Raw genomic sequence first — 22345 nt, 5'->3', positions numbered from 1 at the left:
AGTAAAATAGATATAATGACCTAACAAATAAATACAAATATTGGCTATACATAATGAATTTATGAAGCTATACTAATTTTAGTTTTATATCCAGAAGGAAAGGAGGCGCTACCAAATGAAATGGTTTGTCACAGTACTGAAAAAAGCATTCAACTTTTCCGATCGTTCACGACGGAAAGAATATTGGATGTTCATGTTGATTGCAGCTTTGTTCAGCCTTGTACTAACGATGGTTGATGCATTCGCTGGATTGGAAATAGCTGAAGACGTTGGCATATTAAGCACTTTATTCTCTCTTCTTCTTATCATTCCGAGTCTTTCGGTTACGTTCCGGCGTTTGCATGATACAGGTAAAAGCGGCTGGTGGATACTGATTTCGTTGATTCCGGTCATTGGCTGGATCGTCTTATTGGTCTTTACCGTTCAAGACAGCGAATCGGGCATCAATCGTTTCGGTGCCAATCCGAAGGCGGCAGTGTAGTCAGAGGCAAAGTACGGGGACAGCAATTACCGGTTTCTCTGCATGCAAAACGATATAGTCACAGACGGACGAAGGGGGCAGTTAATCTGTCCTCTTTTTAGCGTTCAAATTTTTTCTGTTCTCCCTTTTAAAAGAAGTTAAACAACCCTCATCAAATGAAGGTTTTTCATTGAATAAAGGGAATGGACTTGTAAAAATTCATGTGAAGGAAAATCAACTGCTCGCCTGTATGTTCGCAGACATACACTTCTGTGAGTGGTTAAAAAATAGATGAAGGTCTTGAAAAAGGAGAAAAGGGAAATTAGTCGAATTAACCAATAAAATCAAGGAACAACTTGCCTGGGAAGCGAATGAATATGGAGGAGGGAGTGGCGTGAAATGTTTTTTGAAATTTTTTAAATCCAAACCGCCTTCTTCTCATAACGCCTATGTCGGGATTCCCGACACAGCCTTTGATGAGGAGTTGAAAAGAGCATTCCAGGAAGTCGAAGCATATGCAGCAGAACTGGCAAAAACGTTGCAAGAGCAATATACGAAGGAATTTGAAAAGAAAAATCGCAAGCACCTGAGAGTGTGTTTGGAGCGCACTATTGACGGGGATGAAGTGGAAGGGATATCAAGCGACCATGTCTTTGAGAAGGAATATTGTTCGTTTATGGCGGTGGAATACGACAACTTCGAGGATGACAATCGATACGAAGACATCGACATGCCGTTGTGGTATTACTTCGGCGGCTATTGGCACGGTACGGGCACACTTTATCAAGCAGCTTACGACAATCTGGAAAAGGAAATGGAAGAAGCCCTTAAAAGGTTATTGAACCGATTCTGAAAGAAGCAAATACATATTTTGAATGTAACAAAAGTGCAGTTAAGTTACATTCAAATCCTCTAAAAAATTGATACAAAATTATAGAATAGAGGTGAGCTATCATCAAGGGAAAATGGGAAAGTAAAGAATATAAAAAGAATCCTATGGCCAACTTTTCTGATTCTATTAATAATACTTTTACTGGAAATTTCAGCAGTTTAGGCAATATTGGTTGTTTCGCTTCCGTTATCTTGATTTTGATATGTATTATTATTCTTTACTTCAACTCCAGATAAGGCTGAAATTAGAAAGAGTTTATATCCGGTGGTGAATGTAACTTATTGTGAATTAAGTTACATTCATGTAGATTCTCCTTGGATTCTCATTAGAGTTGTATTGGAGGTGCATTTGTTTGTCTTTGGAAAGAGAGGCGATGATAGTTTCGTTAAAAAATGTAGTCATTCCTGCATTAAGAGAAAAAGGATTCAAAGGATCATTTCCGCACTTTTATCGAAAAACGGAAGAACGTGCTGATTTATTAATGTTCCAATTTAGTTTGTGGGGAGGCGTCGTATATATCGAAATTTCAAAATGCCCTCCAGAAGGATTCACAAGTATTTCTGGAGAATTTCGTCCACCAAATAAGATGAAAGTTTATAATATTGGAAATCCCTCTTATGGTTGGCATCGTCACCGATTAGGTGGTCATGATAAGGTCATGTTCGAATTCAATGAAGATACCACGAATGAAGTTGCTCTACAGATCAAAGAATCTATGAAAGAGGCAGAAGAGTGGTGGGAGTCTTATCCAAATTGGTGGAAGTAAAATGCAACCTTTTAAGAAGGAAGTGAATGTAACTTAATGGTAATTAAGTTACATTCAGAACCCCTATCCTAAAGAAGTTAGAAGAACTACAAGAGAAAGTGAATTTATTAGAAAAAAGGATACATACGAAAGCTATTCCAACAGGCTTTAAAGTTGGCATTATCGAGGACACAGTTTGAATATCGTATATTAACAGCAGCTAATTGCATTACTTGAGATCAATCTAAATAGAACAAGCAGGAATAAAAAATTCACATTTGAATTCTTGACCTGCTTGTTCTAATTTATTTTTAAGACTATTTAGACAGATTGTTGAAAAGACTAATCCAAAGCGATACTTTCTTGAAATTCTTCACCACGTCCATTTTCCCATTCCACTTCTAAAGTAATGTTCTCTGCAAATTCTTCAATATCGTTTATTGTTCTATCTCGGGAACCCCCGACCGCTGTTATTTTAATATCTTTACCTCTCGAATTACCATAACTTCCTCCTTGTGGATAAGATATGTAATAATTTACTTTATGAGGAATGGTATCGTCTAAGAATTCTAAGTTTCCTTCAATAAATCTCTCATTAGGATCTTCAGTAAATGTAATTTGTAAATCAGCCTCCCAGGAAGAGGAAGTCCCGTGGAGTGAATGGGTTTCATCTGTTAAATTCGCCCTACACCCCGATAGTAATATTCCTATTAATAAAGTCAAAGTTATATACTTGATAGTATCATCCTTTCTAATTTCATTTTATTAGCTCTTACAAATTACACCTTTTATATGCAGTATTCTGAAAACTTATGATATATACCAACTTTAACACCTCTGTCACAAAATGGGAATAATATAAATTACTTCATATTATATACAAGGATTTCGAGTTTTTTTGAATTTTAATGTAGTTTACATATGATCACTTATCGGGAGAAAAGGGGCTCAAGCATGAGTCTCTTCTTTTTTTGTCTATGAAAGTGTACTTTTACGAAAGCTTTATAAACAACTAATTTCTTAATCAATAAAGGAAATATTTAGTAATGTCTCGAATCTATGTAAGTAATATCCCTTGTTTTTGGATAAAAACATGAACTGAACAAAGAATAGGCCGGTTTCAAGGATTGGAGTGAAGCAGATGCAGGAACTGAATGTGGCATTTGATCTTTTCGATAAAGGAGAATTTCAGGAAGCCGAAGAGATCTATCTTTCATGTTTGAGGAGCATACCCGATAAAACCTCAACGTCCTATAAGGCGGCTTTAAATGGACTTGGCTATGTCAAAAGCTTTCAAGGGCAGTTTGGAAAAGCCGCTGCCTACTATCAGGAACTGCTGGAGATCTCTAAGAGAGAATCCAACCTGAAAGAAGAAGCAATGGCTCTGCATCAACTGGGAATGGTCGAGCGAATGGCGGGAAACTATCAACGGGCCACAGACTTTTTTACTGCTGAAGGTGAAATTTGGACTCGTCATTTCCCCGACTTCTATGTTGGCTTTGCTGCTAATTTTTATGAACGGGGTTCCATCGCCATCAAAGAGAAGAAGTACACGGAAGCAACCATCCTATTGAATCAATCGCTGGAATATGCGGTCTTGGCAGAAAGTTTGGTCGCCCAAGGCTGTGCGTATAGAGGGATGGGGGAATTAGGAGTAGCGACATCTAACTTTAATGAAGCAGAAAATGCTTTCCAAAAAGCCCTCTCAGCGTTTAAAGAAGCTGAAGATCGTGTTGCTGTAGAGGAAATTCAACGTTTATTGGAACTTCATGGAGATGCGGTATCGAAAGAGGGGGAAGTATAGAATGATCATTAGAAGCGTTCAGGAAGAAGAGTTCGAGATTATATCGGAGCTGTTAATGAACATGGGAAAAATGGAAACAAAAGGTTTACAAGAACGATTTAAAGAAACTGTGCAGAACCCAAACTATATGTTTATTGGGATATTTCGCGGAGGACAAGCGTTAGGTTATGCGATAGCGCAAGATTATGGCTTCCACCTGCGCCTTGGGAAAAAAACCTGTCGATTGCATGATTTATATATCTTGCCTGAACACAGGAGGGAAGGACTTGCACGTCAGCTGATGGAAGCGACGTTTGATTGGTGCAAATCGGTCAATGCAACGTGGCTCCAATGGAATGCCAGCAAGGAATCGGTTCAATTCTATGAAAGGATTGGATGCAAGAGTTTAGGATACGATGAAGAAATGCCTGAATTTGAGATTGAATTTAATAATACTATATTAGTTAACACATCATGAGGTTATTGTATATGAAGAAAATTTGCATAAAGTTTCTTCTTTAGAAAAATCTATTGTTTTAAAAAGTCTTGAAGTTACCAACATTCCTGTTTATTTGAAAAAATGAAGGAGTGATACAATAAAAAAGTAGTTATGCAAATTTACATGAATGAGGAAAAATGCAATATAAGGAGCTATCGTCATATAATGAGCGTTCAAAAAATCGATTTATTGGTCTTAGATTCCCATCCTCTTTTCCGGGAAGGGCTGAAGCGTATCCTGGAAATGGATCCTTATCTACAAGTCATAGCGGAAGGAGAGACCGGAGAACAACTTATGCCCTTGTACAGGCAGTATCAACCGGATGTCGTGTTGATGGAAATCAATCTACCATCCAAAACCGGTATTGAAGCACTAAGTGAACTCACTCAACATTTCCCACATGCAAAAGTGCTCATTTTTACGGTGGTTGATGACTTCTTCTATGTGTCTCAAGCGATTCAGGCAGGTGCTTCAGGTTACTTATTAAAGGAAATGGATCCGGCAGCCATCGTTCAGGCCATCAAAACGGTCGTCAAAGGTGGCTTTTATTTGCATCCGAAGGTAACAAAGGATTTCATTGGCGCGCTAAATAGGCTGGGGTTGGCAAGCGGTGGACCGTTCCTTCAAACTACAGTCATCCGTCCCTACCACTTGCTTACTGCTAGAGAATGCGGGGTCTTGCAGCTAATGGCCGATGGTCACAGCAATCGTTCCTTAGGCGAAGCTTTGGAAATCAGCGAAAAGACCGTGAAGAATCACGTTTCTTCCATTTTACGAAAGATGGAACTGCAGGACCGGACACAGGCCGTTGTCATTGCGATAAAGAATGGCTGGGTAGCACTTAGTTAATAAATAAGACGAGAGGAAGCCAAGACAGTTTCTTCTCTTTTTCCTTCTGCTTTGGAACAAAAATTTTCTCAAAATCAGAACACTCCTTCAGGTAAGTGGGTATAATAAGAACAATTGTTCTTATTTTTGAGGAGGAATGGATGATGGAAGATAAAAGAAGTAACAGTTCAGAAAATGAGAGAAGGCACACGCAGTGGGAAGGGCTGTTCGTCTCGCAGCATGCGTGGGATTCTGATAATTATGCGAAGAGCGATCCGCAGCCGATGCTCAGTGCCGATGAAAAACAAGCCATATGGGATATGCTGATCGTTGCCCTTCACAGCCAATGTACCGTCTTCATTCAATCCTGGGAAGGCTGTCATTTCAAATTCCATCGGTGCACGATTCGAGAAATAGAAGATACCCAGCGTATTGTCATTTATGAAGATCCATTTGGCGAATGGCAGCTTGCCATTGATACGATTACTTCCATGCAGATGCTGGACTGATTCATCCGGCTGCGGTAGATGCAGAAAATCCATTTCTAGGATTTTGTGTAAGAAAAAATAAGTGAGGCTTTCACTGCTTTAGAAATGATGCTAAAGAATAAGAAAGACCCTTCCCATATAACTGATTGGGAGGTTATAAAATGCAGATAGATTTTTCACAGATTGACACGAGTGTTGTTGACAGAATGGCGTTGTTTATTGGAATATTAGCAGCGGGTTGCCTACTTTTTCCTTTATTCGTAGGGGGACTGCTAAAAATTATCAGAATGCCTTTTTTCATCATAAGAATCGGCGTGGCGGGTACAGGGTTAGGATGGTTTTACTACTGGGCCACACATATTTTGGGTAAATTCTAGAAATGGATAACTGTTTTCTGAAAAGATCGACCTTGGTTTTTGATAGGAGCAGCAATCGTACAAATAAACATCATGCCTGATGCTTACATAGAGTAAGTAAAAGTCGAGAGAGAATAGAGGGGGGATAACCAGGTACTGGTTATCTTTTTCCTTATATCCTATTTGTTCGCAAAATATCAATTTAACGAACATATATTACTCTCTATGATATAATTTAACATATATTACTGTTTACAAGCTTAAACGCAATGATAATACTTAATTAATTCACATTAAAGTAGAGGGTGCTCATGGAAAAATTTTTAAATTATATACCAGTTATTAGTTCTACAGCAATTCTATCATTTCTTTTTTTGCAATTTAAAATAGCTGTTGATTCAATCAACATGAGACCAGTAGAAAGAATTTTCTTTACAAATTCTAAGAAATTTAGAATTTACTTTTCTGCGCTTCTTTCTTCCTCTCTGATAGTAGGTCCTCTTTTATTAATATATATCAATTTTATAGAAAAAGTGCCTTCACTTAATGAAAACACTATAGTTTATTCTATAGCATTTATACTTATGTTTTTTATTATTATAAGTATTATATTTTTCATCCTATTAGCAGTAGTAAGACTCTTAAGTGTGAAACTAGATTTTTACATCTACGATTCTACGAAAAAAGAAAAATGGTATATTGTAAAACCTATATCTAATTCAAAAATATTGCTTTGGAAGGCTGGAGATTTCTATAGGTTTATCGATTCTGAGGGCCTTATGAACGAAGTATTAGTCAAAGAGGTCAACCAAAGTAAACCTATCCTTTTCCAAAATTTCATTTGTAAAAATAAAAAAAATGTTGATATCATACTCTACACTTCTATTGCTATTAGTACCATCATGCTATTTGCCGTCACTAATTTAGATCTCCTATGGCGTGTATTAGTTTTCGGTACTATTGTTATTGAGTATTTAGCAGTCATTTATATTTTAATAGCAAATAATAACGGTAAAATGATAGAAAAAACAAGTAACTCTTAAAATTTGTTCGCTTAAATTACATTTTGCGAACAATAAAAATTCTGAAGAAAAAAGCAGGCTCTAATGGGCTAACTTTTATTAGGAGATCATCAAAATAGTTTGAATTTACATATCAACACTTATCGGAAGTTCCATAGGAAAAGCAGGTACTTTCTATAAAGTATCTGCTCTTTTTAAACAACGTTATTATTTTTTTATATCAATGATATCTGGATTAACATCAGAAATTAAACAACTTAATTTTCAGTTTTGTAAAACACGGTCTTGATATAGAGGACTTCCTGAGTTTGTTTTTAAACGGCTTTATTACTAACAAACAGTTCATTGAATCAGAAATATGCTGCTGCTAAAAATATGAAGTGTAGATTTTCCGGAAAAGGGAATTCCTAAAAAGAAGCTTTTAATTACAATAACGCAATAGGAAGGAATGAAGATAATGGCTCAATCACTGAAAGGGAAGACGGCATTTATTACGGGAGCGGGTAAAGGAATTGGAAAGGCGACGGCAATTGCCCTTGCAGAAGAAGGCGTCAATATCGGAATGATGGCACGAACAGAATCCGATTTGAAGGCGGTTGCGGAAGAATTGAAGATCCGTGGCGTCAAGGCGAGCTATGCGACAGCCGATGTTTCAGACATGGAGCAGGTCAATCAGGCAGTGGATAATTTGACAGGCGAGCTCGGTCCGGCGGATATATTGATCAATAATGCCGGAATCGGCACATTCGGCCCATTTCTCGAAATCGATCCAAGCGAGTGGAAAAAGATGATCGATGTCAATCTGATGGGTATGTATTATGTGACGCGCGCTGTACTGCCGCAATTGATCGAGAAAAACGGCGGGGATATCATTAATATTTCATCAATGTCCGGAGTCAAAGGCACAGAAGGCTCCAGTGCCTATAGTGCTTCGAAGTTTGGCGTGCTCGGCATGACCGAATCGCTTTCCCAGGAAGTCCGTAAACACAATATCCGTGTTTTTGCATTGACACCAAGCCTTGTTATTACTGAATTTTTCGGTGATGGCAATAAACCGGAGAAGAGTGAAGAGAAATTCATGCAGGCAGAAGACCTGGCTGAATATATGGTTGCCCAGCTCAAGCTGCATCCAAGGATTTTTATTCCGAAGTCGAGCTTGTGGGCGACCAATCCATTCTAAAAACAGCTGCGGATAGTATTTTGCTGCTTCCGGATAGTATTATAGATTTGCGGGCAGTATTTTAAAAATGCGGACAGTATTACGTTGATTCCGGAGAGTATATCCATTTATCTGGGAGATCGAGCAGGGAATTCAGAAGGGGAAGTGGTCATTTGGTGAAATGGAAAGAAGAAATGATGATTAAACAACCGATTGAGAAGGTTTGGCAGCTGTTTTTGGACGAAAACGCCAAAATTCTTTATCCTAAACTGGAAGATCACGTGCTGGTGGAGAATGAAAACAATGAAACGGGTGCAAAACATGCGCAAAGTTATATGGAAGGCAAACAGCTGCAGACATATATAGTAGAGACAAAACTCTTTGAAGACACACCTAACAAAAAAGTCCGCCACACCCAATTTGAGATGAACGGGTTATTTGAAATTGATTATATCTTCACATTGGATAAAAAAGGCGAAGATCTAACGCTGTTCACCTATGAGGGGACCCAAAAAGGATTGACAGTTACGGGGAAAGCCATGCTGATGGCCGGCAGCAAAAAAAGACGGAACGAAACAGTCCGTGATTTTATGCAGCGAGTTGAAACCAAAGCGGAAAAAGTTGCAGCTGAATAGGGGATCGCAGAAAGCCTGGACACCAGGCTTTTTTTTATTTTTACTCACGCTATGAATCAGCAGCAGGAAAGCTTCTGTTATTTTTTTGAACAATATGAAAAAAACCCATAATTTACCGGAAACAATAAGTTATAATAAAGAAAAATGAAAATTCTATTAACGAACCGTGAATAGGAAAGAGATAATTTAAGCATCTGGAGGAGTTGAGAGGTATTAAGAAACAAGAGTTATAGGTAAGCTAAACTAGTATATGTAGTAAATTACATAAGGATAACTTAGAAAATATAAAAAACAGTAAACAAGAAGCCGAAAGCACTAAAACTTCCTATAACAACCGTATCAAAGACAGTGGCCGGAATCGATAGTGAATAAACAGGGGATTTTACTAACTATTAATCATAATTAACAAGTTACTGGAAAATAATCAGGAAGCTGTAACTTTTCATTTCAGACAACTAAATAAAAACAAAGTCAGGAGAGATAAGATATGGATTTTCAAATTCGTAATATGAAACCTGAAGACATTAAAGACGTTCAGCACGTTGCTAAAATGAGCTGGAACGATACATATGAAGGGATAATTCCGGCACATATCCAAGAAAACTTTTTAAATTCAGCCTACAGTGACGAAATGATGATGCGGCGCCTGGATGTGTCTTCCTTGTATGTTGCTGAAGCTGAAGCCCAAATTGTGAGCTTCGCCAATTTTTCAACCGTAAAAGAAGAGGGGAAAGTTGAACTGGGTGCTATATATCTGCTTCCTGAGTTTCAGGGGAAGGGAGTGGGCACAGCATTATTGAATGAAGGAATAAAGAACGCACAGAATGCTTCAAAGGTCTTTATAAATGTGGAAAAAGAAAACGAAACGGGAGTTACCTTTTACAAAGCAAAAAATTTCAAAACGCTATCGGAGTTTGAAGACGATCTGGAAGGCCATATAACTATAATGGTTCGGATGGTAAAAGATCTGGTTAATGAAAAGAGGGATTAGGGTTTACTCGATTAGTATATGTAGATAAATACAAAAAGATTTATTATAAATAATAAAAACGTAATAAGAAATCAAAAGACCCAGGAGGCGGAATCATGAGTAACAATTACCCGAAACATATTGTGGCAGTATCCGCGTATGTAACAAACGCAGAGGGAGAGGCATTGCTCATCAAAGCACATTGGCGCAAGGATACATGGGAGCCGCCGGGCGGCCAAGTGGAGCAAGGCGAAGCACTGGATGAGGCAGTGCGCAGGGAAGTACTGGAGGAAACGGGGATAGAGATTGATGTTCACGGTATAACCGGCGTCTATTATAACGCGAGCAGTGAGATATTGTCTGTAGTATTTCGCGCAACGTGCAGCAAACGTGAGATCAAGATGCAACCGGAAGAGATTTTCGATGCGAAATTTGTTTCGTTGACGGAAAAAAATATAGAAGAATACATAACACGCCCGCATATGATCTCCAGAACACTCGATGCCATGCTGGCAGAAGATTTTATCCCTTACGAAACTTGGGAAGTAAGGCCATACAATTTGCTTGGACGTCTGGATAAAACAAAATTTCAGGTGTAACTGGAAGGAGTTGAAAATTTTGGACAGTCGACAAGCAATAAGAATTTATCCAAAACATATTGTTTCAGTTTCTGCCTATATAACGAATAAAAATAACGAAGTATTAATGGTTAAAACTCATTGGCGAAAAGATACATGGGAATTGCCTGGTGGACAGGTGGAGTTGGGAGAAGCGTTGGATAAAGCGGTTTGCAGGGAAGTTTTAGAGGAAACAGGTATTGAGGTAACAGTATTAGGCATCACTGGGGTCTACTATAACAGCTCCAAAGAAGTTCTAACGATTGTATTCAAGGGAATCTCAAACAGTATTGATATCACAAAACAGCCTCAAGAAATCCATAATGCTGAATTTATAGCACTCTCACAGGACAATATAAGTGTTTACATAACCAGACCAAATGGTTTGTCCAGAACACTCGATGCCATGCTGGCAAAAGATTGTGTACCATATGAAACCTGGGAAGCCCGTCCGTATAATCTACTGGGGCGCATGGAAAAGAAAAAACTCTCCGGTAGATGAGAGCCACAAAGGAAGTGTAGTTAATATGCTGGAAGTTTATGAACGTAACAATGTAATTTGTGCTGAAGGTTTGATTGAATCGATTGGACAGAAGGTTTTTCTTTATTTGGTTGATGGCATGCTGATTGATTGTGGTCCTGAAATCTTACAGGAAGAATTGCTGCCTTTTTTCCGCACATACACTTTTAAACAAGTTATTCTCACTCATAATCACGAAGACCACACAGGAAACGCAGCCTGGATCCAAAATAATATGGATAAGCCTATTTATATTCATCCAGCTGGCCTTGCCGTTTGTTTGGTGGACGGTGAATATCCAGCTTATCGGCAATTTACCTGGGGAGGCAGAAAAGCATTTGCACCAGGTGTACTGAAGTCAGAAATTGTTTCTAATACACTTGAATGGAAGACACTATATACACCAGGACATGCAGATGACCATATCGCTCTTTATAATCAGGATAGAAAACTCATGTTTACAGGTGATTTATATGTCTCTTCTAGAACCAAAGTCAGTATGAAAACGGAGTCGATTCCACAAATAATGGCATCGATCGAGTTGGTGCTTCAACACGATTTCGAAGCAATTTACTGCAGCCATGCTGGATATCTTGAAAATGGAAGAGAGTTGCTTGAGAAAAAGCTCAGTTATTTGGCAGGGATCTCCGTCAAAGTACAGGCACTTATGAGCGAAGGGAAGTCTGCCCGTGAAATTGCTGATTTCCTGTTTCCAGGCGACTATCCAATTATACAATTCTCCGAACGGGAATGGGATACGGTGCATATGGTCGCCTCATTCATGAAAAATCCAGCATTCAAATAAATTCCTGTTCTCTTTAGCTATTGTGAAAACCTCCTGATCAGGAGGTTTTTTCTTTCATTAAAATTAAATATCTTTTTTTGGTATACTGAACGAAATGATATTGACGATTTTTTCTGATAATTATCCGAAGGAGTTGCTCCAATGGGATTTTTGAAGTTTTTTCTTGAGTTATTAGTGATTGCTGTCCTTATTTATATTATCAGCGGCCGTTTGATGGGCCCTAAAGTGGATATCCGAAAACGCATACTTTCTGTTTCTTTAGGAATTGTGCTTACCACATTCCTTTACTGGTATTCCTATTTGCGTTTTACAGACTATATGGATTTAGGCGCAATTCAAATTGTTCAAGATGAAACATCCATCCTTTGGATTGGCAGCATGCTGCTGATCTCGATGTTATTGTATTTATTCTTTGAATTATTTGATCCTGTGGAGTTGGGTGAATCGGGAGATCCAAAGACTGGGAAAGCTATCTTTTTTATACGTTGGAGAAATCGGCTGAGAGAGCAGAGGCGTCTCAGCAGAATTCTAGAGATTTCTGTCCGCAACGGATTTTCTCAGGCGCTGGACTTTGCACGCCACCGCGGAGAGAATGACCTTGAACTGGCGCGGGCTTTCCGCGTTACGCTGGAGGAAAGCGGAGGCATATTTATAAAATTCGGCCAGATGCTTTCGACCCACACCGAATTGTTTCCACCTGCATTTATCAGAGAACTGGGTTCATTGCAGCAAAATGTCAAACCCCTGACCAGTGAACAAGTGCAGCGTTTATTAAATGAAAAGCTGCCATACAGAATCCAGGATGTTTTTGCAGAAGTGGACAAGGAACCGATTGCTGCGGGGTCCATCGGGCAAGTTCATAAAGCGCTCTTGAGAAATGGTGATGAAGTGGTCGTGAAACTGCTGCGTCCTGATATTCGAAGCATCATGAGAGATGATTTGAACTTACTGGTGGCGTTTACCGAATGGCTGTCCGTGAAATCTGCTTGGATCAACAGCATCGGCATCCGGGATCTGGCAATCGGTTTTGCCAGCAATATGCGTGAAGAAGTGAACTTCAATATTGAGATACGCAATACAGTTCAGCTCGGTAATATTATTGGAAAAAGCGAATATGACATCAAGGTTCCAAAAGTCTATACGGAATTCAGCAATGACAAAATAATCGTGCTGGAATATCTGGAAGGCAAAAGCATTGCGAAAGGACAGGAATTATTTGACCGATACCAGGTCGATCGCAGTGAATTTGCGCGGACTATTCTTTTCTCTTATCTGGAACAGATGTTTTTCAACGGCATTTTCCATGCAGATCCGCATCCTGGCAATATCTTCATCGATCGTATGGACGGCAGTCCGATCATTCTGGACTTCGGCGCAGTCGGAAGGCTGTCTGATGAACAGCAGAAGGCGCTGAACCTGTTTGTTATCGGTATTCAGCAGAATGATGCAGAAGTTATGGCTGACGCTGTTATGGCGCTTGTACAGGACACCCACAGCATAGACAGAAAGAAATTTGAATACGCCATCGGCCAAAGCCTCATGCGCATCTCTTATATCGATAAGATCCCTACACGGGAACTGATTCATTCCATGTTTGATATCGTTCGGGATTTCGGTTTAAAATTCTATCCGCCTGTGGGTACGGCGTTACGGGCTTTAATCGTTCTCGACAGCACGATCCACACGATGGATCCGAATTTCGATATGTTCAGGGAATCCAAGACATTTGCCAAAAAGTATAAAGCTTCTTATCTGTTTAAACCTTTTACACAGCCTTCAGCAACAAAAGAAAAATTGGAAGAAGAGCTGGCTGTATGGCTTCCGGAGTTAATGAAAGTGCCTAAAAGATTGGACCGGCTTGTCCAGCGTGTGGAGTCTGGCAAAGTGATCTTGCATCACGACGTATTTTCGGACAAACATAATTCCATGTTCGTCACGCAATTATTTTCACGCTTCGTATTGCTGATGACCGGCATCACATTTGGTCTCGTGTCAGCAGCTTTACTGGCAATAGCACAGTTTATTGACACTGCGTATGCGGTATATTTAAATATAGCATCTTATGCAGGCTTGTTTCTAAGTGTAGTATTATTGGTAAGGCTGTCGATACAGGCAATACGTGATATGAAACGTACAAGTGGCCTGTAGGATGTTGCAAGCTCGTGCAGAGACACTGCAGGAGTAAAAGGAGTGATTAGATGGAACGCCCGAGCCCAAGAGAAATTCTCGATCAGAAAATGCGCGAAACCCGTCCGAAGTGGACACGTAATGCTCCAGCAAAACCGCGAAAGTACAAATCCAGTATGAAACGGGTCGATGATTATGTTGTACTCGATTTTGAGACGACCGGCCTGCGTGCCGGAAGTGATAAAATCATTCAAATCGGTGCCGTAAAATACATTAACCATATGCATAAGGACACCATGTATTTAACGATTAATCCTGAACAGCATATCTCGAGCACAATCACACGGATTACTGGCATTACAAATGCTGATGTGCGTGATGCACCGGTTATTGAGGAAGTTGCACATGAATTGATCCAATTCATCGGAGGAATGCCGATCATCGCACATAATGCGCCGTTTGATATGGGATTCCTGTACGCGTTGGAAGAAATAACGCCGATACCGGAGTACACGGTGATCGATACAGTGAAACTGGCGCGTAAAGTGATACCAGAGACACCGAACCATAAGCTGACGACTTTATCAGCATTTCTGGAGCTTGAGCATAATGCCCATGATGCGCTTGGTGACTGTCTGGCAACAGCTGCGATTTATCAGTTTTGTATAGACCGGTTGTAATCCAATAAATAAAGAAGCACGTAAGCCGCTAGTAAATGTGGCTTGCGTGCTTTTAAATTGTTATGAGGCGCAGTAAGATAACATATGTAGCAACTGCAGAGTGAGAAGAGGAGCATCAATGGGTATTAGAGTTAAAAAAATAATTAAGGTTACATAATATAAATTATAGGAAGTTACGTATCAAAACATAAGTATACTTTTGATATTGAGACGAAAGCTGTTTTTTTGATGAAATCACTCGAATTTCAGATTATCACATATAATCACGTTTACAGTTGTTCTAACTGCGTTTCTTTTTAATAACTATCGAAATTGGTGACACCATTTATTTAAGCTCTGATGCTGTCTCAAAATAAAAAAACGAAATCGCCTGTGGAACTGTCAGCAATTTCGTTTTTATTTTTTTACCGGAATCTCTATACCGTATTTAATTTTTATTGTTTGCTGCATTATAATTTCTATCATATCAAGTCTTCCAATTCATCTTTGATCTAATTTTACAGCGTCTCAAAATCAATATCTTCCACGTATGCATCTATTACTGCAGCTTTGTTGCTCACTTTTGCCTTTTCCAGCACATCTTTTAACTCCTGCCGGTTTCTGGCTGTATAGCCTAAACCGCCGCATGCTTCAGCAAACGCCGCAAAATCTATATTCGCCAGCTCAATATTCGTCGGTTTGTTCCCCATTTCTTCCTGTTCGGTTTCTATCAATTGAATTTTCTGGTTGTTCATAATCACAATAATGATTGGCAAATCGTATTTGACCGCTGTTACAAAATCCTGCATACCCATTGAAAAACCGCCATCACCGATTAAAGCAATCACTTGTTTCTCCGGATATGCCAGTTTACCGGCTATAGCACCTGGCAAACCACAACCCATCGTTGCAATCCATGCGGAAACGACCAGTTTTTGATCTGTCAGTTTTAAAAAACGTGCGGACCAGAGCGTCACGCTTCCTACGTCGAGTGATACGACCGCTCCAGGTTCCAAAATGTCCTGCACTTCTGCTATTACTTGCTGCGGCTGCAGCTGTTCAGTTTCCTTCTCCATCCCCTGCTGCAATTGCTGATTCCATTTATCTCGTTTTTCCTGATATTTTTTAAGGAAGTCTTCCTGTTTCGGTTCAATATTCTCTATAAGCCAAGCCATTACAGGGTCGAGTTCACTGGCAATGCCTATAGTTACCGGATAATATTTGCCTATAACAGCCGGATCGATATCTATCTGGATGGCTGGTGCATCATTCGGCAAATAATCCCGATAAGGATAGGCAGTCCCCGCCAATATCAGGAGATCCGCTTCTTTCATCACTTCCTTAGCCGGTTCAGTCCCTAATTGCCCCAGATGGCCCATATGATTGGGATGCTCGTCAGGAATCAATCCTTTTGAAGGAAACGAAGCGATAACCGGTGCTTTGATTTCTTCAGCAAACATCAGAACCTCGGCAACTGATCCTTTTGCCCCTTTGCCAGCTAATATGACCGGTTTTTTTGCTGCTTCAATCAATTCTGCCGCCTTTTTCAGGTCTTCCGCTGCCGCTCTGATTTTCGGTTGTGAATAGGAAGCTGAAGTCATTGGTTTTTCATATTTTATCTTCGTGCTGAACAAATCGTCCGAAACAATCAGCACTGCTGGACCGTTTTCTGCATACGCTGTCCGAATTGCCTGATTCAGCATATCCGGCAGCTGTTCGGCTGTCTGTACACGCCTGTTGTAAACCGCAACCTGTTCAAACATCGATTCCAGTTTCAGTTCCTGGAAATTATCCGTCCCCACCACTTCACTGCTTACCTGTCCGACTATCGCCAGCACCGGCACTTTATCTTTTTTCGCGTCATACAAGCCATTTTGCAGATGAACCGCTCCAGGACCAGCAATAGACATGCAGACGCCGATTTGCCCGGTTAATTTGGAATATGCAGCAGCAGCAAGTGCACCGGTTTCTTCATGACGGATCTGGATAAATCGAATGGCCTCTTCCTTACGCAGTTCTTCCATGAATTCATTGATTGAATCACCCGGCATACCGTATATATGATTGACCTGCCATTGCTTCAATAGATCAATGACGTAAGCTCCTGCTTTTTTTTCGAACATCCCTTCACTCCTTTTGGCTTCTGAATAAAAATAATGGCTATTTACTTCCCTACTAAAATATCCTTCACTTTTTTCAAAGCCTGAACGGCTGCTTTATCGGCAATAGCCATCTTGTCTGTGTCGTATTGTTTGCCAGGCGGAAGTTCGAATTGCAGTGTTTCCGCATAAGGAGCCGGCCGGTTCATGATATACGCCGATATTTCCTTTGCATTGAATTTCCTAGCTTGTTTCACCGTCTTTTTGCCGGTAACAATCTCATGCATCATGTTCAATGCCAGGATGTTCGCTGCTTCCACATCACAGCGGGCCGCCACTTCCCCTTTGGTTCTGTCCACGATGATACTGCCGTCAAAGGCTATAACATCACTGATTTTTTCAGGCGGCACATGGTAATCTATCACCGATTCCAGCATATCTGAATGCGGTTCGGGAAAATCATGTGGAATCTCATCACGGTAAACGACCGTCCGTTTCCATGGGAAGTTATAGTACCAGAACAGGCGGCTTTCTGTTGCTTCATTCGGCGGTCCGTAAAAGCCGATGGTCTGCTCGGCTGCCATACGTGAAGTATCAGGCCACAGCCTGATAATCGCTTCGACCCGCTCCATATCGACACGTTTGACCGAACCTTTATCACCGCCGTGATCTGTGGCATGCAGCCGCTTATTGCTGGCAGCGGCTGTTGCAGCAATTCTCATACGCTTTTCGGGTTTCAATTGTCTGGCAGCTGTTGGAAATCCATTTTGGGTTTTCATTCGATCCACTCCTCCGGTTAAATTGAGCCTCTCTTTGTTCTCCTTCGGTTAAATGCTAAACTGCTATTTCCTGCGTTGTCTGCAATCAAAAAAAGGTTAACCAGTCATGTACGGCTAACCTTAATTCTTTCATTTATTCTTTATTCGGCTTGGCCGGTTCCGATATATCTTCAAGAGCTATTTCCGCATCTTCATCAGATGGATCTTTGACTGCGATATCACCCAGAGAGACGATTCCGACCACTTTATCGTTTTCGACAATCGGCAAACGGCGAATCTGATTTGAAGCCATCAGGCTGGCGGCATCTTCCACATCCATATCCGGTGTACCCGTAATCATATCAGAAGAAAGGATTCGCGATACCGGGGTGTCGAGTGCGAACTGTGCCGCAATTCCTCTAGTGACAATATCCCTGTCTGTAATGATGCCATGCAGTTTATCATCATCGCTGACCGGGATTGAACCTACATCAAGTTCCAGCATTCGGATAGCCACTTCCTGAAGAGTCGCATCAGGTGAACATGTTTCAACATCAGCCGTCATAATTTCTGGGACTTTCATGTTTTTTGCCTCCCTTTCATAACGTATAGTCTTCTTTAACCGCTTTGAAGAAATGAAAACCTTATTTATGTAAATTCGCAGAAAGAGATTAACTTGTATTAGCTTATTATTATTGGATAGTTATCCCCCTTTACAAAGAAACAACATCTGTAACTGCTGTTTACTTTTGATTGAAACTTGTATGTCGATTAGCTAATGTTAAATTTACATACAGGTAGATAAGGAGGAATGAAAATGCCGGATAAAAAACTTCAGCTCCGAACCGAACATCGGAAAGCACGACCTGCTCCAGTGCAGCAAAAACAGATTATACCAACGGGAAAGCTTCTGCTTGTTACAGTAGCTGGATTAACCACAGTGGGCGGTTTTATAGCCGACTGGAACAAGACACATCTGTTCAATCCGAACTGGCCGCCGCACGCAAAATTCCACGATGCGATGTCCATCACAATTGCCACTTTTCTTGGAGGCGCCGGTATGTATTTACTTCTAAGAAAAGGAGAATATCTGCAAAGGGATACACAAATGGCCGCGATGCTTCCTGCTTTCTTTTGGGCTTCTCAGGGAATCAGCTTTGCTTTTCCTGGAGCAAAAGGGCTGGAATCGGAATTTCCCGAACTTGTGCCACGGATCAAAGGCGTGTGGCTGAACGAAAAGTTTGTTGCTATTGCTATGCTTTCTTTGACGGGAATCGGTTATACGCTTGAACGACAGCGACAAAATGACTAAAAAAAAAGCCCATTCACATTTGAATGGGCTTTCCTGTTTAATTAAGACTAATTTCGAATGTCTGCATTTCTGTTTAGAGATTTTACGTTTCATCCTCCGACAGCATTCCTTTATACCTTCTCTTAACATCATCTTCTTTTCCGATAATCATAATTTTATCGCCTTCCTGCAATTCCACTTCAAATAGATCAAAGCGCAGGATTTCATCTCCCCTCCGGATGATGAGCAAAACGATATCGAGGTTCTCTTCGACTAAAGCCCTTCCCGGGGCACCGATGTAGTCGGAATCATGTTTGATTTCAATGATTGCGACCATCTCGTCCTCATCAAGAGCGAGAGCCGTCTTCATGGGCCAGTCTTCCAGGTTGTATTCAGTATCCATTTCATGCTCGAAGCGATTTTCTAAAGTAGTAAAGACCGGTTTATTCTTAAAGATCAATAATATAACGATTAAACCGACTATAACGGCAATTAATAATTCAATCCGAAGATCATTGGAAAGAATTGTGGCAATGGAAGAAATGATTACAGCCAATGAGAAATAACCGAATAAGATCAATCCGCTGCTGATTCTTCTGCGGATCGGATGATCAATGATCAATGCAGATTCCTGTGTTGTAAAGCCAGTACCAGTCAACATGGAGATGACCTGATAGCGTGCAACTTCCCTATTCAGCCCTGTCATCCGGAAAAGCAAAACTCCAATTTCGATGACCAGAGCAATGATTAACGCATAAAGCACAATAAACGAATAATCCCACATAAATATCACCTCGTCTATTCTTAATTTCCTTTCGCAGCTTCTTTCAAACAAGGAGATACTCCTGTAAAAAAATTGAAATATTTATGAAAAGCGATACTTCCCTATTCCCCTTTCGTCTATTCTTATATAAGGAGGCGAACATCGTGAACCAGCAAATTGAAAACTATTACCATGAACACAGTGATCGGGTCTACCGTTATATATTTCTTTTGGTGCGCAATAAGGAAAATGCAGAAGACCTGACACAGGAAACGTTCTATAAAGCACATAAAGGCATGTCTTCATTCAATGGAGAAGCATCCCCTGCGACGTGGCTATTAAAAATTGCACGCAATGTAACGTTTGATTATTTCCGTAAAAAACGGATCATCCAGTTTTTCTCCTGGGGCGATGAACACGATCAGGAGGCTTCCTCAATCGCTCCGGATGCTTCTGCAGAAAAAAAAGAACAAATACTTGAATTGTACGATGCCATCAATCGCCTCAAGAAAGATTACCGGGATGTCATCATCCTCCGGAAAATCCAGGAATTCCCCATCAAAGACACAGCATACATATTGGGATGGACGGAAGCGAAAGTAAAAACGAAATCCGGACGGGCGATGGAAGCGTTGAAACAAGAGTTAGCAGGAAAGGATGGCGTTATTCATGAATCTTTCTAAGAATAAAGATCCACTATTCATAGAACTTGGCAAAATTGAACGATCTGAACAGATGAAATCGGCAACGTTCCAAAAGCTGCAGACACGGATTCAGAAGAAGCGCTCTATTCCTGTAATGCCAGCTGTCATCTCCGTTGCTCTTGCCACAGTCACCTTTTTCCTTGTGTTTTCATTCATGAACGAGAGTCCTGAAACCGCAGGCTCACTAACAGATGCAGAAGCTATTGAAAAGGTGCTGAATATGCAATTAAATAAACCGGAAGATGAATTTTTTGAAGTCGTTTATGCCAAATGGCAGCGGATGGAGGAAGTTTATGCATCAGAAACCGAGTATACCAGCGATCCGATGGAAGGCACTCCGGAATTGATTGCCTATGAAGAATACATTGAGAAGAATTTCAAACCTTATTTCACCACCAACGGCTTTGATAATTTCAAAGTCCAGCCAATGGATTTCCATTATTTCTTCGCTATGGACAATCAGCGGAATTACGAAATGGAATTACTGGATTTGAACATAGAACAAAGCGAAAACACAGCAACCAACTACTCGTTCACTGCAGAAGTTGAATATACAGATCCAGACGGCGAATCGAATGTATATAACCTGACAGGAAGAGCCATTGTCCCTGAGCAAGGCAAAATTGGCCAAATAAATTTCACTGACGCTAATGAATTTCAGCAGAAAATTTCGGATGATGCTACTCCCTGAACTTTAGGCATCTAGCAATTAATCAAATATTTAATATTTTCTTTACTTTACATCAAAAACTGGTTATTGTTTAATTAGAGCTAAAATTTTTAGAAGATGGATGCCCATCACACTTTATGCAACAGCGGCTGCTGGCCGCTCCTATAAATTGAAATGGCTGTGTATCCCGGACACTAGTGCTGCTGATAACGCCGAAAAGGATTTTTATTCTTTTCGGCGTTTTTTAAATGCTGGAAAAGGAGTGAGGAACAATGAAGTACTTTATCGACCATCTGAGAAAAAGTATTCACTCCCAGAAATTTGCGGGAGATTCCTGCGGATTTATCTCCACTCCGGTTAATTACCGGGAATTTACAAACTCCCCTGCCTATGTGAAACGGCTGATTGAAGACGAGAATTATACAAGATGCCCGCATTGCGTTTCCGCTCCGACAAAGCTTGTCAGAAAAACGATCAGTTAGATTAAGGAAGCGGAATCTAATATCTGCTGACCTTGGGTTTCTTTACAAGATTAGCGACTTTCTGTATAGTATAGCTATATAACAAATGAAGCTTTAGCATGCGAACTGCGTGTCTTTCTCACTTCATTCCAGCCACACAAAATATGAATCAGGCAGAGTATTTCAGACAATAGAGCTGATAATAACGCCAAAAAAGAATGATATATTCTTTTTTGGTGTTTTTTTTGTTTGAAAATCTTAATAAGTCCGTCTTATTGCAAGCGGATTTGCCTATTTTTACCCTCTATCTAATGTTAAAGGAGTGTTGCAGATGACTGAGAATCATGCTATTCAGTCACAAATCTCTGCTTATACAGCAAAATTTCTGAAAGACCATTTTGGTGAATCCCCCCGTGATATAGAAGTCAAAATCCATATACCTTTCCTGGTGATCCACTTGCAGGGGTTTTTATTGGCACCTGAAGAGCTGTTGATTAACCGGTGCGAATCAAAGCGTATATTGGAGAGCCGGGATTTGCTGATGAACTCTTTAAAAGAGAAATTTCTTGAGGGTCTAAGCTCTTATGCGGAGTTTCATGGAAGCGACCTCTTTTATGACTGGAATTTAGCGAAACAAAGCGGTTTGCTGCTCGCAGTTGCAGGCAACAGCAAAGACGGAAGGGATTTTTCAATACCTTCAGATATCGATGAAGAACCGATCAAGGAAATTATAGAAATGAACAGCACTTTATCACAAAAGAGACCGGAAGAAACCGATTTGTTTTGGTTGAGCAGCTGCATCCTGCTTATCCGAAGAACCGGAATCCTGGTGGATATCGAGAAGCAATTGATCAAAAACGGTGTGTTGGAAGAATTGCGAATGGCAAAAAGACCATTAGAGTACAGGATTACAAAATTTTTTAATTTGGATTACTTGCTTCCACACCCGGTTGAAGATATTTTTGTCGATTGGGATTTTTGCCAGGATATCAGTTACATGGTGCTGATTATGGAAAGGCCAAAGCCATGAAAAT

General features: G+C 40.3%; 28 protein-coding genes. 23 read left to right on the top strand and 5 right to left on the bottom strand.

Features of this window, described 5'->3' with window-relative positions; translation table 11 throughout:
- The first annotated feature begins 115 nt into the window (after positions 1-115).
- The 4 genes from DP120_RS12260 to DP120_RS12250 all read left to right on the top strand — a co-directional run bounded on the left by DP120_RS12260 (position 116) and on the right by DP120_RS12250 (position 2118).
- A complete protein-coding gene (locus DP120_RS12260; RefSeq protein ID WP_112223961.1) occupies positions 116-481 on the top strand; it encodes a DUF805 domain-containing protein in 366 nt (121 codons plus the stop codon).
- Positions 482-866: 385 nt separating this feature from the next.
- Positions 867-1313 carry a hypothetical protein gene (locus tag DP120_RS12255; RefSeq protein WP_165843790.1) on the top strand — a complete coding sequence of 149 codons (447 nt, stop codon included), beginning with the start codon at positions 867-869 and terminating at the stop codon, positions 1311-1313.
- A 98-nt stretch (positions 1314-1411) separates the two neighbouring features.
- On the top strand, positions 1412-1588 hold the full coding sequence (locus DP120_RS18835) for a DUF6366 family protein (RefSeq protein ID WP_420812439.1): 177 nt from the start codon (positions 1412-1414) through the stop codon (positions 1586-1588).
- 116 nt (positions 1589-1704) lie between these two features.
- Positions 1705-2118, top strand: coding sequence for a DUF4304 domain-containing protein (locus DP120_RS12250; protein WP_112223959.1), 414 nt, complete (start codon positions 1705-1707; stop codon positions 2116-2118).
- A 321-nt stretch (positions 2119-2439) separates the two neighbouring features.
- Here the strand turns inward: DP120_RS12250 and DP120_RS12245 are convergent, their stop codons facing one another.
- Positions 2440-2820, bottom strand: a complete 381-nt coding sequence (locus DP120_RS12245) for a hypothetical protein (protein ID WP_112223958.1) — start codon at positions 2818-2820, stop codon at positions 2440-2442.
- A gap of 418 nt (positions 2821-3238) precedes the next feature.
- Here DP120_RS12245 and DP120_RS12240 point away from each other — a divergent pair, with 418 nt between their 5' ends.
- From DP120_RS12240 to DP120_RS12175, 14 genes are all read left to right on the top strand, one after another.
- The gene (locus DP120_RS12240; RefSeq protein WP_112223957.1) at positions 3239-3901 is read left to right on the top strand and encodes a tetratricopeptide repeat protein; all 663 of its coding nucleotides are present in this window, start codon (positions 3239-3241) and stop codon (positions 3899-3901) included.
- A 1-nt stretch (position 3902) separates the two neighbouring features.
- The gene (locus DP120_RS12235) at positions 3903-4358 is read left to right on the top strand and encodes a GNAT family N-acetyltransferase (RefSeq protein ID WP_165843789.1); all 456 of its coding nucleotides are present in this window, start codon (positions 3903-3905) and stop codon (positions 4356-4358) included.
- Positions 4359-4544: 186 nt separating this feature from the next.
- Entirely contained in the window at positions 4545-5228 is a 684-nt protein-coding gene (locus tag DP120_RS12230) for a response regulator (RefSeq protein WP_112223955.1), read from the top strand.
- A gap of 143 nt (positions 5229-5371) precedes the next feature.
- Positions 5372-5716 carry a YolD-like family protein gene (locus tag DP120_RS12225; protein ID WP_165843788.1) on the top strand — a complete coding sequence of 115 codons (345 nt, stop codon included), beginning with the start codon at positions 5372-5374 and terminating at the stop codon, positions 5714-5716.
- A 140-nt stretch (positions 5717-5856) separates the two neighbouring features.
- Positions 5857-6072, top strand: coding sequence for a hypothetical protein (locus DP120_RS12220; protein ID WP_112223953.1), 216 nt, complete (start codon positions 5857-5859; stop codon positions 6070-6072).
- Between the two features lie 290 nt (positions 6073-6362).
- Positions 6363-7094: a hypothetical protein gene (locus DP120_RS12215; protein ID WP_112223952.1), complete on the top strand. Its 732-nt coding sequence runs from the start codon at positions 6363-6365 to the stop codon at positions 7092-7094.
- Between the two features lie 436 nt (positions 7095-7530).
- Complete coding sequence (locus DP120_RS12210; protein ID WP_112223951.1) at positions 7531-8253, top strand: 3-ketoacyl-ACP reductase; 723 nt, start codon at positions 7531-7533, stop codon at positions 8251-8253.
- Between the two features lie 155 nt (positions 8254-8408).
- Complete coding sequence (locus DP120_RS12205; protein WP_240612015.1) at positions 8409-8867, top strand: SRPBCC family protein; 459 nt, start codon at positions 8409-8411, stop codon at positions 8865-8867.
- A gap of 487 nt (positions 8868-9354) precedes the next feature.
- Positions 9355-9858: a GNAT family N-acetyltransferase gene (locus DP120_RS12200; RefSeq protein WP_112223949.1), complete on the top strand. Its 504-nt coding sequence runs from the start codon at positions 9355-9357 to the stop codon at positions 9856-9858.
- A 95-nt stretch (positions 9859-9953) separates the two neighbouring features.
- Complete coding sequence (locus DP120_RS12195) at positions 9954-10436, top strand: NUDIX domain-containing protein (protein ID WP_112223948.1); 483 nt, start codon at positions 9954-9956, stop codon at positions 10434-10436.
- A 19-nt stretch (positions 10437-10455) separates the two neighbouring features.
- Positions 10456-10956 (top strand): NUDIX hydrolase, encoded by a 501-nt coding sequence (locus DP120_RS12190; protein ID WP_233785899.1) that lies wholly within the window; start codon positions 10456-10458, stop codon positions 10954-10956.
- A 25-nt stretch (positions 10957-10981) separates the two neighbouring features.
- Positions 10982-11779 (top strand): MBL fold metallo-hydrolase, encoded by a 798-nt coding sequence (locus tag DP120_RS12185; RefSeq protein ID WP_165843787.1) that lies wholly within the window; start codon positions 10982-10984, stop codon positions 11777-11779.
- 141 nt (positions 11780-11920) lie between these two features.
- Positions 11921-13927 (top strand): ABC1 kinase family protein, encoded by a 2007-nt coding sequence (locus DP120_RS12180; protein ID WP_112223945.1) that lies wholly within the window; start codon positions 11921-11923, stop codon positions 13925-13927.
- 50 nt (positions 13928-13977) lie between these two features.
- A complete protein-coding gene (locus DP120_RS12175; protein WP_112223944.1) occupies positions 13978-14586 on the top strand; it encodes a 3'-5' exonuclease in 609 nt (202 codons plus the stop codon).
- 497 nt (positions 14587-15083) lie between these two features.
- On the opposite strand, the gene DP120_RS12170 is transcribed toward DP120_RS12175, so the two are convergent.
- The 3 genes from DP120_RS12170 to DP120_RS12160 form a co-directional block, all read right to left on the bottom strand.
- Positions 15084-16688, bottom strand: a complete 1605-nt coding sequence (locus tag DP120_RS12170) for a pyruvate oxidase (RefSeq protein ID WP_112223943.1) — start codon at positions 16686-16688, stop codon at positions 15084-15086.
- Positions 16689-16729: 41 nt separating this feature from the next.
- Entirely contained in the window at positions 16730-17443 is a 714-nt protein-coding gene (locus DP120_RS18625; protein WP_205854538.1) for a hypothetical protein, read from the bottom strand.
- Positions 17444-17576: 133 nt separating this feature from the next.
- Entirely contained in the window at positions 17577-18005 is a 429-nt protein-coding gene (locus tag DP120_RS12160) for a CBS domain-containing protein (protein WP_112223942.1), read from the bottom strand.
- Between the two features lie 234 nt (positions 18006-18239).
- Between DP120_RS12160 and DP120_RS12155 the strand changes: the two genes are divergently transcribed.
- Entirely contained in the window at positions 18240-18734 is a 495-nt protein-coding gene (locus DP120_RS12155) for a DUF6640 family protein (protein WP_112223941.1), read from the top strand.
- Positions 18735-18816: 82 nt separating this feature from the next.
- Here DP120_RS12155 and DP120_RS12150 read toward each other — a convergent pair whose 3' ends face one another.
- Positions 18817-19497, bottom strand: coding sequence for a TrkA C-terminal domain-containing protein (locus tag DP120_RS12150; RefSeq protein WP_112223940.1), 681 nt, complete (start codon positions 19495-19497; stop codon positions 18817-18819).
- 143 nt (positions 19498-19640) lie between these two features.
- On the opposite strand from DP120_RS12150, the gene DP120_RS12145 reads away from it, so the two are divergent.
- The 4 genes from DP120_RS12145 (at position 19641) to DP120_RS12130 (ending at position 22341) form a co-directional block, all read left to right on the top strand.
- The gene (locus DP120_RS12145; protein ID WP_205854537.1) at positions 19641-20159 is read left to right on the top strand and encodes an RNA polymerase sigma factor; all 519 of its coding nucleotides are present in this window, start codon (positions 19641-19643) and stop codon (positions 20157-20159) included.
- On the top strand, positions 20146-20871 hold the full coding sequence (locus DP120_RS12140) for a hypothetical protein (protein ID WP_112223938.1): 726 nt from the start codon (positions 20146-20148) through the stop codon (positions 20869-20871). The genes DP120_RS12145 and DP120_RS12140 overlap by 14 nt, the downstream gene beginning before the upstream one ends.
- Before the next feature lie 251 nt (positions 20872-21122).
- Complete coding sequence (locus DP120_RS12135; RefSeq protein ID WP_112223937.1) at positions 21123-21332, top strand: hypothetical protein; 210 nt, start codon at positions 21123-21125, stop codon at positions 21330-21332.
- A 310-nt stretch (positions 21333-21642) separates the two neighbouring features.
- Positions 21643-22341 (top strand): Na-translocating system protein MpsC family protein, encoded by a 699-nt coding sequence (locus DP120_RS12130; RefSeq protein WP_112223936.1) that lies wholly within the window; start codon positions 21643-21645, stop codon positions 22339-22341.
- The last annotated feature ends 4 nt before the right edge of the window (positions 22342-22345 follow it).

The sequence above is a fragment of the Planococcus halotolerans genome (assembly GCF_003289955.1).
Lineage (GTDB): Bacteria > Bacillota > Bacilli > Bacillales_A > Planococcaceae > Planococcus > Planococcus halotolerans.
The sequence above is the reverse complement of the archived record's forward strand: the minus strand, read 5'-3'. Positions and strand labels throughout refer to the sequence as shown.

Excerpts from the sequence above, each read along its gene's own strand:
- DP120_RS12260 (WP_112223961.1), top strand. The coding sequence starts at position 116 with ATGAAATGGTTTGTCACAGTACTGAAAAAAGCATTCAACTTTTCCGAT.
- DP120_RS12240 (WP_112223957.1), top strand. The coding sequence starts at position 3,239 with ATGCAGGAACTGAATGTGGCATTTGATCTTTTCGATAAAGGAGAATTT.
- DP120_RS12235 (WP_165843789.1), top strand. The coding sequence starts at position 3,903 with ATGATCATTAGAAGCGTTCAGGAAGAAGAGTTCGAGATTATATCGGAG.
- DP120_RS12230 (WP_112223955.1), top strand. The coding sequence starts at position 4,545 with ATGAGCGTTCAAAAAATCGATTTATTGGTCTTAGATTCCCATCCTCTT.
- DP120_RS12225 (WP_165843788.1), top strand. The coding sequence starts at position 5,372 with ATGGAAGATAAAAGAAGTAACAGTTCAGAAAATGAGAGAAGGCACACG.
- DP120_RS12220 (WP_112223953.1), top strand. The coding sequence starts at position 5,857 with ATGCAGATAGATTTTTCACAGATTGACACGAGTGTTGTTGACAGAATG.
- DP120_RS12215 (WP_112223952.1), top strand. The coding sequence starts at position 6,363 with ATGGAAAAATTTTTAAATTATATACCAGTTATTAGTTCTACAGCAATT.
- DP120_RS12210 (WP_112223951.1), top strand. The coding sequence starts at position 7,531 with ATGGCTCAATCACTGAAAGGGAAGACGGCATTTATTACGGGAGCGGGT.
- DP120_RS12200 (WP_112223949.1), top strand. The coding sequence starts at position 9,355 with ATGGATTTTCAAATTCGTAATATGAAACCTGAAGACATTAAAGACGTT.
- DP120_RS12195 (WP_112223948.1), top strand. The coding sequence starts at position 9,954 with ATGAGTAACAATTACCCGAAACATATTGTGGCAGTATCCGCGTATGTA.
- DP120_RS12185 (WP_165843787.1), top strand. The coding sequence starts at position 10,982 with ATGCTGGAAGTTTATGAACGTAACAATGTAATTTGTGCTGAAGGTTTG.
- DP120_RS12180 (WP_112223945.1), top strand. The coding sequence starts at position 11,921 with ATGGGATTTTTGAAGTTTTTTCTTGAGTTATTAGTGATTGCTGTCCTT.
- DP120_RS12175 (WP_112223944.1), top strand. The coding sequence starts at position 13,978 with ATGGAACGCCCGAGCCCAAGAGAAATTCTCGATCAGAAAATGCGCGAA.
- DP120_RS12170 (WP_112223943.1), bottom strand. The coding sequence starts at position 16,688 with ATGTTCGAAAAAAAAGCAGGAGCTTACGTCATTGATCTATTGAAGCAA.
- DP120_RS18625 (WP_205854538.1), bottom strand. The coding sequence starts at position 17,443 with ATGAAAACCCAAAATGGATTTCCAACAGCTGCCAGACAATTGAAACCC.
- DP120_RS12160 (WP_112223942.1), bottom strand. The coding sequence starts at position 18,005 with ATGAAAGTCCCAGAAATTATGACGGCTGATGTTGAAACATGTTCACCT.
- DP120_RS12155 (WP_112223941.1), top strand. The coding sequence starts at position 18,240 with ATGCCGGATAAAAAACTTCAGCTCCGAACCGAACATCGGAAAGCACGA.
- DP120_RS12150 (WP_112223940.1), bottom strand. The coding sequence starts at position 19,497 with ATGTGGGATTATTCGTTTATTGTGCTTTATGCGTTAATCATTGCTCTG.
- DP120_RS12140 (WP_112223938.1), top strand. The coding sequence starts at position 20,146 with ATGAATCTTTCTAAGAATAAAGATCCACTATTCATAGAACTTGGCAAA.
- DP120_RS12135 (WP_112223937.1), top strand. The coding sequence starts at position 21,123 with ATGAAGTACTTTATCGACCATCTGAGAAAAAGTATTCACTCCCAGAAA.
- DP120_RS12130 (WP_112223936.1), top strand. The coding sequence starts at position 21,643 with ATGACTGAGAATCATGCTATTCAGTCACAAATCTCTGCTTATACAGCA.